Genomic DNA, 15,082 nt, shown 5'->3' with positions numbered 1-15,082 from the left:
CTCGTCGGCCCCCTCGCTCTGCGCACCGGCCCGAACGCCGGAAGGTCGGGCGTCAGGAGGTGAGGTCGGCGACCGTCGGACGACCGGCGAGGGCCTCGACGACCTCGTCACCGGGACGGGCGTCTTCGAAGGGTGCCTCGATCTCGGCGCGGCTGAGCAGTTCCGACATGCGGCGACGACGCTGACGCGTGACCAGGGTCACGACGGTGCCGGCACGGCCCGCGCGACCCGTACGGCCCGAGCGGTGCAGGTAGGTCTTGTACTCATCGGGCGCGTCGGCCTGGACCACGAGATCGATGTCGTCGACGTGGATGCCGCGCGCGGCGACATCGGTGGCGACGAGCACCCGCACCCGGCCTGAGGTCAGGCGCTCGAGGTTGCGCGTGCGCTTGCCCTGGTTCAGGTCGCCGTGCAGCGCCAGTGCCGGAATCCCCGCGTCGTCGAGTTGCTCGGCGAGCATCTCGGCGTAGGCGCGGGTGCGGGCGAAGACGAGGGTCTTCCCGTCGCGGTCGGCGAGGGCGGTGACGATCTCGGCCTTGTCGCGGTGATCGATCACGAGCACGCGGTGCTCGATGGTGCTGGAGTCCTGGTCTTCGCCGGCGACCTCGTAGACGGCCGGTTCGACGAGGAACTCCTCGACGAGAGCGGCGACCTCACGGTCGAGGGTGGCGGAGAAGAGGAGCTTCTGCGATCCCTCGGCGGTCAGGCGGAGGATCCGCTGCACCGGCTCGAGGAAGCCCAGCTCGCACATGTGGTCGGCCTCGTCGAGGACGGCGATCTTCACCTGCGAGAGGTCGAGCTTGCCCTGCTCCACAAGGTCTTCGATACGTCCGGGGGTGCCGACGATGATGTCGACCCCCTTGCGGAGGGCGCCCACCTGGCGTGCCTGGGGCACGCCGCCGTAGATCTGGGTGGTGAAGAGACCGACGCTGCGCGCCAGCGCCTGCACCGTGCGGTCGATCTGGAGGGCGAGCTCGCGGGTCGGCGCGAGGATCAGCGCCTGGGGGGCGCGGCCCTGCTGGCGACGCTGTCCGGCCTGCGCGCGCAGGATCGCCTCGACCAGGGGGGCGCCGAAGGCGATGGTCTTGCCCGAACCGGTGCGACCGCGCGCGAGCACGTCGCGGCCCTCGATGATCGAGGGGATGGTCGCCGCCTGGATCGGGAACGGCGTCGAGGCGCCGAGCTCCGTCAGGCGGTTGACGATGTTCTCGCCGAGACCGAGGTCGCCGAAGCCGACGTTCTCGACCTCGTGAGCCTCGACGGCTTCGGCCTGCAGGCGCTCGTGGACGACATCGAGCTCCGCCTCGGCGTGCGCCGAGCGCACGGGGCGGTCATCGGTGCGACGCGCGGGGCGGTCCTCGTCGGAGCGGCGCTGGGGGCGGTCCTCGAAGCGGCGAGCGGGACGGTCCTCGAAGCGGCGAGCGGGACGGTCCTCGTCGTAGCGGCGCTGGGGGCGGTCGTCGGTGCGGCGCTGGGGGCGGTCGTCATACCGACGCGCCGGACGGTCGTCGCCGGAGCGCGCAGGACGGTCGTCGAAGCGACGCTGCGGACGGTCGTCGATCCGACGGGAGGGACGGTCGTCATCTCGGCGGGGCGCCCGATCCTCGAAGCGACGCTGCGGGCGGCCATCCTCGAAGCGACGCTGCGGACGGTCGCCACCCTCGAAGCGACGGGCCGGACGGTCGCCACCCTCGAAGCGACGGGCCGGACGGTCGTCCTCGAAGCGACGGGCCGGACGGTCGTCGGTGCGACGCGCCGGACGGTCGTCGGTGCGACGCGCGGGACGATCCTCGAAGCGACGTGCGGGACGATCCTCGAAGCGGCGTTGCGGACGGTCGTCCTCGAAGCGGCGGGCCGGACGGTCGCCACCGTCGTAGCGGCGGGCGGGACGGTCGTCACCCTGGCGGGCGTATGAGGAGCCGCGGTCGCCGCGTGCCTGCGAACGGATCGCGCGGGCCTCGTCGCGGCCGGCCTTCTCCTGCGCGCTCCAGCGGCGCTTCGGCTCGCTCGCTTCGCGGGCCACCCACTCGCGTGAGGCGCCCGGGCGGCTGTCGGTCGCACCGTCGTTCGCGCGGTAGCCGCGGTGTCCGGGGCTGCGGCTTCCGGCCTTCGCGCTGGAGCCGCCGGAGCCTGCGCCGTCGGCGGGGCGTCGCTTGCGGTCCTGGTAGCTCGAGCCCGCGGCGTAGCGCGGGTCGTAGTTGCGTGCCGGACGTCCGCCGGCAGGCTTCTTGTTCTTGGGGCTCATGATGAGGTCCTTCGTGTTCGCACGAGAACAGCGCTCGAGAACACGCTCGAGCAACCCGGGCAATCGCCGGCCGGGGGCCATTCCTGTGGTGTGAAGCGCCGGCTCGCGATGGCAGAGGGCGCGGGAATCGGCCGTGAGAACTCACAGAAGCCGTCACAACTTGGCGGTGTCCTCAGCCCGACGTGCCCCAGCCTACCGTCCCAGCCTGTGAGAGCCCCGACTGACGGCGTGTCCGCTTGTCATGTGCACGCGCTACCATTCACACCAACGGGCTGGAACCGCTTGGCCCGGGGGATCCTCCTTTCCTTACCCGCGTCGACCTCCCGGAGGAGCGGTTGGGCACAACCGGCCATCGGTACGCCGTCGTCGCCCGACCGATCGTGAGCAGCATGACCACCGCGACCCTTCCGGCCACGGCTCCCTTCCCCCCTGCGCTCGCGGCCACGCTCCCGGCATCCCCCGTCGCCCTGCCGCGCGTCCACCGCCTCGGCACCATCGCGATCTCGTCCCTGCCGGTCGGCGTGCTCCTGGCGATCCTCACGACCACCGACCCCGACTGGTGGCACCTTCACTTCTCGCAGCTCGGCACGTTCAGCACGGTCTCGAGCAAGCTGTTCAACTCCACGGTGCTCTTCTCGGGGTTCTTCCTCGCCGCGTACGGCGTGCTCCTGGCCGTCGCCCTCCCGCAGGGGGTGGGTCGCCGCACCCGTCGGATCTTCCGCGGATCCGTCGTGTCGGCGGGGCTGCACCTCACCGTCGTCGGGATGATCCCGATCCCCGTCAGCGTCGTCCTCCACGACCTCGCCGCGTCAGGCCTCGGGCTGTCGTTCCTCACGATGGTCGCGTCGAGCCTCGGCATCCGCGGACGCCACCACGCCTTCCGCCGGTTCACGCTGTTCTGCGTCGCGACCCTCGCGATCGGCATGGTGATCCTCACCGCCGGCTTCATCACGCTCGCGCTGTTCGAGATCGTGGCGTTCTCGCTGATGCTCGTGTGGCTCGGCGTGCTTCCGCGGGCGCTCGCCTATCGCGCGCCCGTCAGCGCGCACGGCGCCGTCACGACGAAGATCAGCCCGACGACGGATGCCGCGGCCACACCCCGCCGCGAGATCACCCCGTTCGGTGCGACCGCTGTCCCGACGCAGGCCGCGGCCCGCCGTCTCGGCGGACCGGCGCCGGTCACCGCGCGTCGCGCCCCTCGTCGCCGGATTCCTCGTCGCGCGACACACCGTCGGGCGATGCACCTTCCGGCGATGCACCTTCTGACGTCGACTCCGCCTCGTCGGCCTCAGCAGCCGGCTCGCCGTGGTCCGGTTCCGGTCCGTCAGCACCTGAATCGCCGTCGGCCGACCCACCCATAGGCGTCGACTCCTCGAGCGACTCCTCCGGGGGCATCGGCGTCTCGATGTCGGGGTCCTGCTCGATCATCGGCAGATCGTCGGGCACCGTGGTCTCTTCCAGGACGACGTCGCCCTCGGCGGCATCCTCATCGTCCGCCGCCGGCGTCTCGACATCCGGAGCCTCCTCGATCAGGGGCACGGCCACGGCGATCGCGCCGGTCGCGACGCCCGCCTGCTGACGCAGCTGGCGGCGGGTGAGACCCGCCGAACCGACGCCGAGTGCACTCTCGGCCGGAGCGAGTGCACCCTCGGCGGGGGCGAGTGCACCCTCGCCGTCGCGGAGTCGGCGGCGGGCCTCGCGTCGTTCCTTCGCTCCCTCGATGAGGTTGTAGAGCGTCGGAAGGACGAGGAGCGTCAGCACCGTCGACGAGATCAGCCCGCCGATCACCACCACCGCGAGGGGCTGCGAGATGAACCCGCCGCTGCCGGTGATGCCGAGAGCCATCGGGGTGAGGGCGAAGATGGTCGCGAGCGCGGTCATGAGGATCGGCCGGAGCCTGCGCGACCCGCCCGCGATCGTGGCGTCGTGCGACGACAGCCCCTTCTCGCGGTACTGGTTCACCAGGTCGATGAGCACGATGGCGTTGGTCACCACGATGCCGATGAGCATCAGCACGCCGATGAGTGACGGCACGCCCAGCGGGATGCCGGTGACGACGAGCAGCAGGATGGCACCGGTCGCGGCGAACGGCACCGAGATCAGCAGTTCCAGCGGCTGCCGCAGCGACTTGAAGGTCGCGACCATGACGATGTACACGATGAGGATCGCGGCGAGGAGCGCCAGGCCCAGCTGGGTGAAGGCGTCCTGCTGCTCGGAGACGACGCCGCCGAGTTCGGCGTCGGCGCCGGTGGGCAGATCGACGTCGGCGAGCGCCTCGGTGACCGTCGCCGAGGCGACGTTGAGGTCGTCGGTCGAGGGGGTCACGGTCACCGTCGCGGTGCGCTGTCCCCCCTCGGTCGTGATCGACGCGGGGCCCGCCGACTCCTCGACGGTGGCGATCTGCTCGAGCGGGATCGGCCCGGTGGCGGTGGGCACCTGCAGCTGCCGGAGCTCGTCGATGGTCAGCGGGGTGTCGGCGGCGGTCAGGTAGACCGTGAGCGACGTCCCGTCGATCTCGACCGTGCCCACAGACTGCGGCTGCATGGCGGCCGACACGATGCCCCCGACCGCGACCTCCGAGAGGCCGAGCCCCGCAGCGGCGTCGCGGTCGACCGTGACGGCGATGAACGGCAGTGACGAGGAGAGGTTGTTCGAGACCTGACCGATCCCCTCCCGGCCGTCGAGCCCCGCGACCACGGCGTCGGTCGCCTCCTGCAGGGTCGGCGAATCGGGTGCGGTGACGTCGATCTCGATGTCGGTCGAGCCGAAGCCGCCCTGCGCGGCCGAGACGGTGATCTCGCCGGCATCGTCCAGCTCGGACACGCGCTCCTGCACCTCTTCGCGCAGGGCGACCTGGTCGACGTCGTCAGCGGTGGTGATGGAGTAGGTGATGCCGGTGCCGCCGCCGGCGAAGGCGTCTTGCAGGGGTGATCCGCTCGAGCCGATCGAGACCTGCACGGTCTGGATGCCCTCGATGTCGGTGAGGATCGCCTCGACCTCCTCGGCCGCGGCGCTCTCGGCCTCGAGGCTCGGGGCGGGCCCGATGCTCTGGGTCATCGTGAAGGTGTTCTGCCCCGAATCGCCGAGGAAGTTCGTCTTCATGAACGGGATCGCCGCGACGGTGCCGCCGAGCACCAGCACGGCGACGAGAAGGGTCGCCCACGAGTGGCGGAGCGTCCAGCGCAGGATCGGCAGGTACGCCTTCTGCAGCCGGCTCGGGGGTGCCGCCGGGTCTTCGGGGTCGATGGCGCGGCCGTTGTCGTCGAGGATCGGCTTGCCCGGCCGGAGGAACCAGTACGCCAGCACCGGCACGATGGTGAGGGCCACGAACAGCGACGCCAGCAGCGCGATGGTGGTCGTCAGGGCGAACGGGCGGAAGAGTTCGCCGGTGACATCGCCGACGAAGGCAATGGGGAGGAACACCGCCACGGTCGTGATCGTCGACGCCGTGATCGCTGTCGAGACCTCGCGGACACCGAGGAGGATCGCGGTCTTCTTGTCGGCATCACCGACGTAGTGCCGCTTGATGTTCTCGATGACGACGATCGAGTCGTCGACGACACGACCGATCGCGATCGTGAGCGCGCCGAGGGTCAAGATGTTCAGCGAGTAGCCGAACCCCTGCAGACCGATGAAGGTGAGCAGGACGCTCGTGGGGATCGAGATCGCCGTGACGAGCGTCGCGCGGACCGACAACAGGAAGACCAGGATGACGAGGACGGCGAAGACGAGGCCGAGGGTGCCCTCCACGGCGAGGGTCTCGATCGATTTCTGGATATAGGGCGCCTGATCGAAGACGACGGTGAACTCCGCGCCGCCGATGGCGTCTTCGAGTCCGGGGAGGGCGGCGAGCACACCCTGCGACACCTCGACCGTGTTGGCTGCGGGGAGCTTCGTGACCGCGATCGTCAGCGCCGGCTCACCGTCCACCCGAGAGATGCTCGTCACCGGGTCCTCGGCCTGCTCCACCGTCGCGACGTCGCCGATCGTGACCGTCTCCGCACCGAACTGCGCGGCGTCGGTCGGCACGAGCGGGAGCGCGGCGATGTCGTCGACCGAGCCGAGCTTCACACCGGTCTGCACCGTGAGGGTCTCGTCGTTCTCGGTGATCTCACCGCCCGGGAAGAGCACGCCGTTCTGGTCGAGCGCGTCGCGGATCGCCTGCTGGCTGAACCCCGCCGCGGCGAGCGCGGCCTGGTCGGGCGTGATCGTGATGCGCTGCCCGGTGCCGCCCACGATCTGGGCGGTGTTGACGCCCTCGACGTCTTCGAGGTCGGGAACCACACTCGCCTCGAGCTGCGACTGGATGGTCTCCTCGTCGTCGTACCCGGTGACCGCGAGCTGGATGACGGGGAAGTCGTCGATGCTGGCACTGAGCACATTCGGGTCGAGGCCGTCGGGGAGCTGGCTCTCGATGCGGTTGATCGCCTGGTTGATCTTCTGTTCGGCGGTGGCGAGGTCGGTGCCGTAGGTGAAGGACGCCTGCACCACCGAGGCGTTGGTGGTGCTCGTCGCGGTGGTGGACTCCAAGCCCGGTACCGCCTGGATCGCCGTCTCGATCGGGGTCGACACATCGGTGTTGACCACCTCCGGCGATGCGCCGGGATACGTCGAGACGATGATCAGCGTCGGGAACTCGATCGAGGGGATGAGCTCCTGCTTGAGGCTGTTCAACGCGATGCCGCCGAACAGCGCCGCCACGATCGTGATGAGGGCGATGAGCGCGCGGTTCTTCAGGCTCAGGACGGCGAGGTTCGACATGAGCTGCTTTCTGCAGGGACACCGGATGCCGCGACCCGGCGCTCCATGCTGTGCTGCTGCTGTGGCGGAGCCGCCGGCGCGTCGATACGGGAGTGTATCGGCCGCCTCAGTATCTCATCCGCGTGAGGACGTCAGGCTGTGAGAACCGTGCCGAGGAGAAGGCCCAGACCCGCCGCGGCGACACCGGCGAGCAGTGTGCCGACCACGTTGCCGAGGGCGAGGCGCCATCGGCCCCGCTCCGCGAAGAGCACCGTCTCGACAGACACGGTGCTGAAGGTCGTGTACGCCCCGAGGAAGCCGACCCCGATCACCGTGACGAGGGTGTCGCCGAGCGCCAGCGCGGATCCGGTGAGGAGGCCGAGGAGGAATGACCCGGTCAGGTTGACCAGGAGGATGCCGAGCGGGAACGCCCGCATCCATGCGCGCTGCACGAGGGTGTCGATGACGTAGCGGGCGCCCGCGCCGAGGGCACCGGCGACGAGGAGCAGCAGGAAGGCGAGCGGATCGACGGCGTTCACGGCGTGCCCCGGGACTCGTTCACTCGGCCTCCCGCGGGGCATCGGAGCCCGGCCGCGCGCCGGTGATCCGACGGCCGATGGCGAGACCGCCGAGCGCGGCGAGGAGGCCGAGCAGCAGCGAGGCCACCGCGAGAAGGACCGCGGTCGCCGCAGCATCCACTGCCGGAGGCACGGTCAGCTGCGCCGTCTGGACGGCGAACGTGCTGTACGTCGTGAATCCACCCAGCACGCCGGTGCCGGCGAAGGCCCGCAGCCGCGGCCGGCGATCGCCGAGGATCGCGACGACGATGCCGAGCATCAACGATCCGACGACGTTCTCGATGAGGGTGACGGCGACGACCTCGGTGCGACCTCCGCCGGCGACAGGCAGGAGGAGCAGCGCCCGCAGACCCGCACCGATCGCCCCGCCGGCCATGACGGCGAGGAGCACATCGGGGCGGATGCGCGGTCGGACGGACACCCGGCCACAGTACTCGCCGCCCACCGGTGCCGCGGGGGCGGCCGGGTCAGCGGCCGGTGAGCAGCTGACGGATCGCCGACTCGGGCGAAATGGTCAGGTCGAGCAGTCGCCCGCGGTCATAGCGGGCGAACACCTTCGGGTCGATGTAGCTGCTGCGCGCGACCGCGGGGGTGTTGCCGAGGGCCTCGGCGGTGGCGCGCACAGCGAGCTTCTCGGCGCGCTTGCGGTCGCGCGCCGTGTCGACGGTGCCGATGCGGGCGAGCGCCTCGGCCGCCATGATCGTGCCGCGCAGGGTGCGGAAGTCTTTGGCAGTGAAGCGGCCCCCCGTCAGAGCGCGGACGTGGTTGTTCACATCGGCGGGGGTCAACGGCACGCGCCGCCGGCCACGCTGATACGACAGCAGCGCAGATCGCGGGCGGCCGGCGCTGAGCTCTTCGATGACCGCGGCGAGCTCGTCGTCCTCGATGCGGATGAGTGCGCGCTGCCCGCTCTTGGCGGGAAACGACAGGGTGATGACGGAGTCCTCCACCGACGCGTCGCGGCGCTGGAGCGTCGTGAGGCCCCGACTGCCGTGACGCTCGAGATAGCGGGCCGAGCCGATCCGCGGCGCGCCCTCGTCGAGCAGCCGGAATGACACCGCCAGCACCTTCTCGCGGCTGAGATCGTCGCGCCGCAGGGCCGTGGTCGCCTTCGCCCTCGCGCGAGGGAGTGCCTCGGCGAGGGTGAGGGCGCGTGCGAACTTGCCCCGGTCGCGGCGCTCCCGCCACTTCGGGTGGTAGAGGTACTGGCGCCTCCCGGCCTCGTCGACCCCGACCGCCTGGATGTGGCCCATCGGCTCGCTGGAGATCCAGACATCCTGCCAGGCGGGCGGGATCACCAGCTGATGGATGCGCTCGCGATCCTCTTCCGGAGCGGATGACCCGTGGACGTCGACATAGCGGAAGCTCGATCCCGAGCGCACCCGGCGATAGCCGGGATCGTCACCGGGACGCACCCGCACCAGTCGCGCCATGCGTCGCCCCTCCGCGGTCGTGCTCAATGATCGCGGAGCATCGAGATGAGCTCCGCCTTCCTCTTGTTCGAGTATCCCGACAGCCCGAGCTCCTTCGCACGATCGCGGAGCTCGGCGACCGTCCAGTCTTCGTAGTTGCCGGACTCACCGCCGCGGCGGCCGACGGTCTTGCGGCCGTCGCGGGCGGCGGCGTTGGAGATGCGTGCAGCCTTCTCCTTCGACGCTCCGTCCTTGCGGAGCTCTTCGTAGAGCTCGGGGTCCTTCAGGCTCGACGAGCCTCGTCCCTGGGGCATGATGCCTCCTTCCGCGCGGTCGGCACAGCGACCACACCGCCGACGTTAGGGCGATGGCTGCACCTGCACAGCGGCTTGACAACCTCCCACCCCGAGGAATAGCGGCACCCTGCAGCTACACCGCACGAGGGGCGACGTCAACCCCCTGCTGACGGAGGCCGGGGGATGCGAACCTGTGAAAGTGCCGAGTGGCACGCGGCGCACCCGACATTGGTCGCCGAATACGGACAAGGAGAGCCCCATGAACCTCGCCCTGATCATCATCATCGTGGTTGCGATCGTGCTTGCCATTGTCGGCGGCCTGAACTCCGCCCTGCAGTGGCTGCTGTGGGTGGCGCTCATCGTCGGCGTCATCGCCCTGATCGCCTTCCTGTTCCGCGTCATCACCGGCAGCCGCCGGACCTGACGTCCCGCACCCGCGCGCGACGGACAGAGCGCGGGAACGACGAAAGGATGCCGCAGGCCTCGAGCCTGCGGCATCCTTCTCTTTTCCGTTCGGGTGCACTCATCGCGGGGCGTCCACGTGGTGCAGCAGCGCAGTGCGCACGAATTGCGCGCCTGCCGTCCCGCCGTAGTTCGCCGCGAAGCGCGGGTCGTCGACGTACATGTCGGCCAGGCCCCGCACGTACTGCGCGAGCTCGCTGGCGGACCCTTGGCCGGGGGTCCCCGGCACGCTGCGCAACCACGCGACGTGGCGGGCGGCGAGCGCCTGCGCCTCGTCGCCCTCCGGGTCGATGCCGCCCTCGGCGGCGGCGATCCAGTCGCGGCCGAGGTCGGCGGCAAGGGTCTTCCAATCGGCGCGCTCCGCGTCGCTCATCCCACGCCACCAGCGGTCGCTCTGCGCGTAGGCGTCGGCGCCCCAGCGCTGTTCGACCTCCTCCCGGTACCGGGTGTGGTCGAACCCGTCGAACATGTTCTCTGCCATCAGTTCTTCACCTCCTCTCAATGCGTGGATGGTCGCCTTCACCGACGCGATCTGACGCGCCAGACGGCTCTGCTCATCGCGGAGCCAGGCCAGATGCTTCTCGAGGGCGTCCACCTCGGTCGTGTCTCGATCGAGCAGATCGCGGATCTGCTCGAGCCCGAGCCCGAGTTCTCGGAGCAGAAGGATCCGCTGGAGACGAACCAGCGCCGAGCTGTCGTAGTACCGATAGCCGTTGCTCCCGATACGCGTCGGGGCGAGCAATTCGATGTCGTCGTAGTGCCGCAGCGTTCGGCTCGTCGTCCCCGCGGCTCGCGAGATCTGCTGAATCGACCACTCCATGGCTCGTGCCTCCCTTCGAAAACGACCGTAGAGGTTGACGTTGCGTCAAGGTCAAGCCGGGATATCTCCCATCGGGCACATTGGTCCTGGCCGGACGCGATATATCGTGTTACCGTCGTCGTCAACGAGATATATCGCGTCTCGCAGTTTGGAGGAGTCATGAGTCTGGAGAAGTGGATCATCCACCCGGGCGAAACCCGCGTCATCGACCTCGAGCACGTCGCCGCGCTCAAAGTCGGGCTCGTCGGCGGCCAGATCGACGTCGTCGCCCACGACGAGCCCGGCGCCCGCATCGAGGTGCACTCGGTCACGGTCAAAGACCTCCGCATCGAGGTCACCGGCGACGGCGCGGAGGGAAGCACCGTCGAGATCGACCACCCGCAGCTGCGGTGGGACAACTTCCTCGAGGTGTTCCGCAACTTCGGGGCCGGCGGTCCGCGCGCTGAGATCAGCGTCGCCGTCCCGCGCTCGGTCGCGCTCAACCTCGGCGTCGTCAGCGCGAGCGCACTGGTCACAGGCCTTCGCACCGATGCTCGGCTGAACACCGTGTCCGGCGACATCATCGTCGACGGCCACGCCGGAGACCTCACCGCGAACGCTGTTTCGGGCGACGTGCAGGTACGCGAACTCGTCGGCGGCCTCACAGCCAACAGCGTCTCGGGCGATGTCACCGCGACCGGAGAGCTGCGCAAGGCCACGATCGACACCGTGTCGGGAGCGATGCTGGTCGACTCGTCGGGCGACATCCAGAGCGTCAATCTGAACACGGTCAGCGGCGACGCCACGATCCGGATCGACGACACGCTTCCCGCCAACTACGTCGTGCGCAGCGTCAGCGGTCGCATCCAGATCGACGGCGTGGTCCGCTCCGGTCGCGGGCCCACCAACTACAGCGGATCTTCCGGGGAGCTCAGCGGACGATTCGTCGATGTCCGCGCCAACTCCGTCTCCGGCGACCTGACGGTGCTGCGCCGCGCACCGCGCGTCACCCCCGCCGAGGCTCCCACCGCTCAGGTGGAGAGCGCCGACGATCACCGCACGGAGGACTGGTCATGACGCCGGTGTTCTCGCACGGCGACCTGCGCCTGTACCTGCTGAACCTTCTCGACGAAGGGCCCCGCCACGGCTACGACGTGATGCAGGCCCTTGCCGATCGCACGGGCGGCACCTATACGCCGAGTGCGGGGACCATCTATCCGCGATTGGCCAAGCTCGAGGAGGAGGGGCTGGTGACCAAGACCGTCGACGGCCGCAAGACCGTGTACGAGATCACCGAGGCCGGACGCGCCGAAGTGCGCGCCCGGGCGAGCGACCTCGAGGGGATCGAGGCGGGCCTCAGCGACTCGGTCCGCCTGATCGCCGAGGGTGTGCGCGGGAGCGTCCGCGAGGCGATGAAGAGCCTCCGGGCCGATCTCGCCGCCGCCCGCGTCGACGAACGCTCCGGCAGCGAGCAGGCACGGACGATGGCGGATGACGCGCGCGGGCGCAATCGCGAACAGCTTCACCGCGCCGATGCGGCGCTCACCGAGTTCCGCGCGCGTGTTCGGGGTGACCTGAGGACGCACGTCGCCCGGGGCGGCGAACTCCCGACATCCGTCGTCGATCAGCTCAGCGACGACCTCGATCGCATCTCCCGCGAGGTCACCCGCGCCCTGCGCGGCTGACCCGCCCGGCCGTCACGCCGGCCAGATCTCCTCGTCCTCGGGCACCGGCTCACCCAGAGGCACGACGAGGATCGGCCGGCGCTGACGGTGGGCCAGGCGCGCGGCGACGGATCCCGTGAAGAACTCGCGGATCGACTCGCCGATCCCGCGCTTGCGGGTGCCGACGACGAGGAGCTTGGCGTCGACCTTGTCGGCGAAGTGCTTCATCGCCAGCGCCGGATCGCCGACCAGCTGGTGCACGCGCCAGTCGACACCGTGCCCGTCGAGGGCCGCCGCGGCCGCCTGCTCGATGAGCTTCATGTCTGCCTCGCCGGAGGCGATGTTGATGTCGATCGGCGCCGAGTGGACGTAGCCGTCGGGATCTTCATAGGTGACGAAGCGGGTGACGTCGACGTGGACCACGACGAGAGGCACGCGGAGGAGCTGCGCGTAACGGCCGGCCTCGTTGAGCACGCGGGGCGACTGGCCCGGGATGACCCCGGCGATGACCGCACCACGCAGGGCCTCGATATCGATTCCCGCGGTCTGAGATTCCGCCTCGCTCATATATCCTCGTTTCACCAGTCGTGGGGCCGCCGGTCGGGCGGGGCGCCGTGATATTCTGAATGCTACTCTTGCCGGTTCGTTGCCGGATTCGTGATTGCCCGGGTAACCGTCGCGGACAGCCCGCGCACAACAGCCCGCGGCTCAGACATGAGGGGGTCTCGCATGGGGCGTGGCCGACAGAAGGCGAAGAACACCAAGATCGCCCGTGAGCTCAAGTACGACATGCAGAGCATCAACTACTCTGCACTCGAACGTGAGCTCGGCTCCCCGACTCGTGAAGACGAGTACGTCGACAAGTGGGCAGGCGAGTACGAGGACGAGAAGGCCTGACAGCCTCATCGCACTCTGATCGCTGCGTCTTGCCGCGCCCGGTGGGCGGGGCGGATCGCTATGCCCGCCGGGCGGCTCGCTGTGCGCGATACTGACGCCACCAGGCCCAGAAGCGGTCGAGCTGGCGCTTGAGCCACGCGGCGATGCGTCGCGCCCAGTGGAACTCGGTGCCGAGCACGGCGAGTCCGAGGAACACGACCAGCCAGCCGGGCCCGGGGAGCGGGACGAGGATCAGTCCCCCCAGCGCCAGGACTCCCCCGAAGATCGCCACCCCGACACGGTAGAACCGTTCGAGAAGCGGATGACCCGCCACCCACGCCCGCGTGCGCCGGAGCGCCTCGCGGATCGGGCGATCCGGCCGTTCGGCCTCGGCGATCTCGCTGCGGATCTCGCGTTCGAGCCCCTCGGGCTCATCCGGGTGCGGGTCTGGGTTCGCGGGTGCGGACACCCTTCGACGGTAGCAACGCCGCTCGCGAAAGGGCTGGGAGGCGGGTGGGCAGATGCCCCACGCGGCGGGCGGCGCCCGTTCAGCTCTCCTGCGAGCCCTCGACCCAGGCGAGGTACTCCTCGGTCACCGTTCCGGTGACGTACCGACCGTCGAAGCAGCTCATGTCGAGGTCGTCGACGTCCGAGCCCTCGAGGATCGCCGCCTTCAGGTCGTCGACCTCCTGGTAGACCATGTAGTCGGCGCCGAGTTCGGCGGCGATCTCGGGAATCGTCCGCCCGTGGGCCACAAGCTCGAGACGCGAGGGCATGTTGATGCCGTAGACGTGGGGGTACCGCACCGGCGGCGCGGCCGAGGCGAAGGTGACACTCTTCGCCCCGGCGTCGCGGGCCATCTGGATGATCTCCTTCGACGTCGTCCCCCGCACGATCGAATCGTCGATGAGGAGGACGTTCTTGCCCTTGAACTCGCTCGACATCGCGTTGAGCTTCTGCCGCACGCTCTTCCTGCGCACCGCCTGCCCGGGCATGATGAACGTCCGGCCGATGTAGCGGTTCTTGTAGAAGCCCTCGCGGTACTCGATGCCGAGCTTGCGGGCGACCTGCATCGCCGCCGGTCGCGATGAGTCGGGGATCGGCATGACCACGTCGATCGCGCCGGGAGGGGTGTACTTCGCGATCGTGTCGGCCAGGCGCTCGCCCATGCGCAGCCGCGCCTCGTACACCGAGATGCCGTTCATGATCGAGTCGGGGCGGGCGAGGTAGACGTACTCGAACGAGCACGGCACGAGCTTCGGATCCGCCGCGCACTGGCGGGTGTGCAGCTGCCCCTCGAGGTCGATGAACACCGCCTCGCCGGGATCGACGTCGCGCACCACTTCGAACTCGCCGTTCTCGAGCACGAGGCTCTCGCTGGTGACGACCCACTCGTAGTGGCCGTCGTCGTGGCGGCGGGTGCCGAGGATGAGCGGCCGGATGCCGAACGGGTCGCGGAACGCGAGCAGACCGTGCCCGGCGATGAGGGCGATCGCCGCGTACGAGCCCTCCACGCGCTCGTGCACGCGGGTGACCGCGTCGAAGACCTGGTCGGGGTCGAGTTCGGGGCCCGAGATCGTGGACTGCAGCTCGCCCCCGAGCACGTTCACCAGAAGCTCGGTGTCGCTGGAGGTGTTCAGGTGCCGACGGTCTTTGTGGAAGAGCTCGTCGGTCAGCTCGCGGGTGTTGGTGAGGTTGCCGTTGTGGATCAGCACGATGCCGTAGGGGGCGTTGACGTAGAACGGCTGCGCCTCCTCCTCGCTCGAGGCCGTGCCCTTGGTGGCGTAGCGGACGTGACCGAGACCGATCGTGCCGAGCAGCGCCCGCATGTCGCGGGTGCGGAAGGCCTCCCGCACCATCCCGCGCGCCTTGTGCATGTGCACCGCGCCACTCGGCTCCGCCGTGGCGATGCCCGTGGAGTCCTGCCCCCGATGCTGGAGGAGAAGGAGCGAGTCGTAGATCTCCTGGTTGACGCTCCCGCGCCCGACCATCCCGACGATTCCGCACATG

The 15,082-nt window shown here is 69.7% G+C and carries 14 protein-coding genes and 1 pseudogene; 5 read left to right on the top strand and 10 right to left on the bottom strand.

What is annotated here, in order from left to right:
* Positions 1 to 52: 52 nt before the first annotated feature.
* The gene (locus V6S02_RS12290) at positions 53 to 2,245 is read right to left on the bottom strand and encodes a DEAD/DEAH box helicase (RefSeq protein ID WP_336401081.1); all 2,193 of its coding nucleotides are present in this window, start codon (positions 2,243 to 2,245) and stop codon (positions 53 to 55) included.
* Between the two features lie 389 nt (positions 2,246 to 2,634).
* Here V6S02_RS12290 and V6S02_RS12285 point away from each other — a divergent pair.
* Positions 2,635 to 3,195: pseudogene (locus V6S02_RS12285) on the top strand (hypothetical protein); the annotation flags it as partial.
* A gap of 229 nt (positions 3,196 to 3,424) precedes the next feature.
* Here V6S02_RS12285 and V6S02_RS12280 read toward each other — a convergent pair.
* The 5 genes from V6S02_RS12280 to V6S02_RS12260 form a co-directional block, all read right to left on the bottom strand.
* Positions 3,425 to 7,006 carry an efflux RND transporter permease subunit gene (locus V6S02_RS12280; RefSeq protein WP_336401080.1) on the bottom strand — a complete coding sequence of 1,194 codons (3,582 nt, stop codon included), beginning with the start codon at positions 7,004 to 7,006 and terminating at the stop codon, positions 3,425 to 3,427.
* Between the two features lie 131 nt (positions 7,007 to 7,137).
* Positions 7,138 to 7,524: a fluoride efflux transporter FluC gene (locus V6S02_RS12275; RefSeq protein WP_124292147.1), complete on the bottom strand. Its 387-nt coding sequence runs from the start codon at positions 7,522 to 7,524 to the stop codon at positions 7,138 to 7,140.
* Between the two features lie 19 nt (positions 7,525 to 7,543).
* Positions 7,544 to 7,984: a fluoride efflux transporter FluC gene (locus V6S02_RS12270; RefSeq protein WP_336401079.1), complete on the bottom strand. Its 441-nt coding sequence runs from the start codon at positions 7,982 to 7,984 to the stop codon at positions 7,544 to 7,546.
* A gap of 46 nt (positions 7,985 to 8,030) precedes the next feature.
* Positions 8,031 to 8,996, bottom strand: coding sequence for a DNA topoisomerase IB (locus tag V6S02_RS12265; protein WP_124292146.1), 966 nt, complete (start codon positions 8,994 to 8,996; stop codon positions 8,031 to 8,033).
* 23 nt (positions 8,997 to 9,019) lie between these two features.
* Positions 9,020 to 9,289, bottom strand: a complete 270-nt coding sequence (locus V6S02_RS12260; RefSeq protein WP_336401078.1) for a DUF7218 family protein — start codon at positions 9,287 to 9,289, stop codon at positions 9,020 to 9,022.
* Positions 9,290 to 9,530: 241 nt separating this feature from the next.
* Between V6S02_RS12260 and V6S02_RS12255 the strand changes: the two genes are divergently transcribed.
* A complete protein-coding gene (locus V6S02_RS12255; RefSeq protein WP_164478137.1) occupies positions 9,531 to 9,695 on the top strand; it encodes a hypothetical protein in 165 nt (54 codons plus the stop codon).
* A gap of 99 nt (positions 9,696 to 9,794) precedes the next feature.
* On the opposite strand, the gene V6S02_RS12250 is transcribed toward V6S02_RS12255, so the two are convergent.
* The gene (locus V6S02_RS12250; RefSeq protein ID WP_336401077.1) at positions 9,795 to 10,553 is read right to left on the bottom strand and encodes a MerR family transcriptional regulator; all 759 of its coding nucleotides are present in this window, start codon (positions 10,551 to 10,553) and stop codon (positions 9,795 to 9,797) included.
* 159 nt (positions 10,554 to 10,712) lie between these two features.
* Here V6S02_RS12250 and V6S02_RS12245 point away from each other — a divergent pair, with 159 nt between their 5' ends.
* On the top strand, positions 10,713 to 11,609 hold the full coding sequence (locus tag V6S02_RS12245) for a DUF4097 family beta strand repeat-containing protein (protein WP_124292143.1): 897 nt from the start codon (positions 10,713 to 10,715) through the stop codon (positions 11,607 to 11,609).
* On the top strand, positions 11,606 to 12,217 hold the full coding sequence (locus V6S02_RS12240) for a PadR family transcriptional regulator (RefSeq protein ID WP_336401076.1): 612 nt from the start codon (positions 11,606 to 11,608) through the stop codon (positions 12,215 to 12,217). The genes V6S02_RS12245 and V6S02_RS12240 overlap by 4 nt, the downstream gene beginning before the upstream one ends.
* A 12-nt stretch (positions 12,218 to 12,229) precedes the next feature.
* Here V6S02_RS12240 and V6S02_RS12235 read toward each other — a convergent pair whose 3' ends face one another.
* Positions 12,230 to 12,763 carry a universal stress protein gene (locus tag V6S02_RS12235; protein WP_336401075.1) on the bottom strand — a complete coding sequence of 178 codons (534 nt, stop codon included), beginning with the start codon at positions 12,761 to 12,763 and terminating at the stop codon, positions 12,230 to 12,232.
* Positions 12,764 to 12,925: 162 nt separating this feature from the next.
* Between V6S02_RS12235 and V6S02_RS12230 the strand changes: the two genes are divergently transcribed.
* Positions 12,926 to 13,093 (top strand): DUF3073 family protein, encoded by a 168-nt coding sequence (locus V6S02_RS12230; protein WP_124292140.1) that lies wholly within the window; start codon positions 12,926 to 12,928, stop codon positions 13,091 to 13,093.
* A 58-nt stretch (positions 13,094 to 13,151) separates the two neighbouring features.
* Here the strand turns inward: V6S02_RS12230 and V6S02_RS12225 are convergent, their stop codons facing one another.
* Positions 13,152 to 13,541, bottom strand: a complete 390-nt coding sequence (locus V6S02_RS12225; RefSeq protein ID WP_240638717.1) for a TIGR02611 family protein — start codon at positions 13,539 to 13,541, stop codon at positions 13,152 to 13,154.
* A 79-nt stretch (positions 13,542 to 13,620) separates the two neighbouring features.
* Positions 13,621 to 15,081, bottom strand: coding sequence for an amidophosphoribosyltransferase (gene purF / locus V6S02_RS12220; RefSeq protein WP_124292139.1), 1,461 nt, complete (start codon positions 15,079 to 15,081; stop codon positions 13,621 to 13,623).
* Position 15,082: the final 1 nt, after the last annotated feature.

It is taken from the genome of Microbacterium sp. CCNWLW134 (assembly GCF_037083565.1).
GTDB lineage: Bacteria > Actinomycetota > Actinomycetes > Actinomycetales > Microbacteriaceae > Microbacterium.
The sequence above is the reverse complement of the archived record's forward strand: the minus strand, read 5'-3'. Positions and strand labels throughout refer to the sequence as shown.

What these genes read in the sequence shown, in the direction of transcription:
- V6S02_RS12250 (WP_336401077.1), bottom strand. Translation starts at nt 10,553, where the DNA reads ATGGAGTGGTCGATTCAGCAGATCTCGCGAGCCGCGGGGACGACGAGC.
- V6S02_RS12260 (WP_336401078.1), bottom strand. Translation starts at nt 9,289, where the DNA reads ATGCCCCAGGGACGAGGCTCGTCGAGCCTGAAGGACCCCGAGCTCTAC.
- V6S02_RS12280 (WP_336401080.1), bottom strand. Translation starts at nt 7,006, where the DNA reads ATGTCGAACCTCGCCGTCCTGAGCCTGAAGAACCGCGCGCTCATCGCC.
- V6S02_RS12240 (WP_336401076.1), top strand. Translation starts at nt 11,606, where the DNA reads ATGACGCCGGTGTTCTCGCACGGCGACCTGCGCCTGTACCTGCTGAAC.
- V6S02_RS12235 (WP_336401075.1), bottom strand. Translation starts at nt 12,763, where the DNA reads ATGAGCGAGGCGGAATCTCAGACCGCGGGAATCGATATCGAGGCCCTG.
- V6S02_RS12255 (WP_164478137.1), top strand. Translation starts at nt 9,531, where the DNA reads ATGAACCTCGCCCTGATCATCATCATCGTGGTTGCGATCGTGCTTGCC.
- V6S02_RS12265 (WP_124292146.1), bottom strand. Translation starts at nt 8,996, where the DNA reads ATGGCGCGACTGGTGCGGGTGCGTCCCGGTGACGATCCCGGCTATCGC.
- V6S02_RS12230 (WP_124292140.1), top strand. Translation starts at nt 12,926, where the DNA reads ATGGGGCGTGGCCGACAGAAGGCGAAGAACACCAAGATCGCCCGTGAG.
- purF (WP_124292139.1), bottom strand. Translation starts at nt 15,081, where the DNA reads ATGTGCGGAATCGTCGGGATGGTCGGGCGCGGGAGCGTCAACCAGGAG.
- V6S02_RS12290 (WP_336401081.1), bottom strand. Translation starts at nt 2,245, where the DNA reads ATGAGCCCCAAGAACAAGAAGCCTGCCGGCGGACGTCCGGCACGCAAC.
- V6S02_RS12245 (WP_124292143.1), top strand. Translation starts at nt 10,713, where the DNA reads ATGAGTCTGGAGAAGTGGATCATCCACCCGGGCGAAACCCGCGTCATC.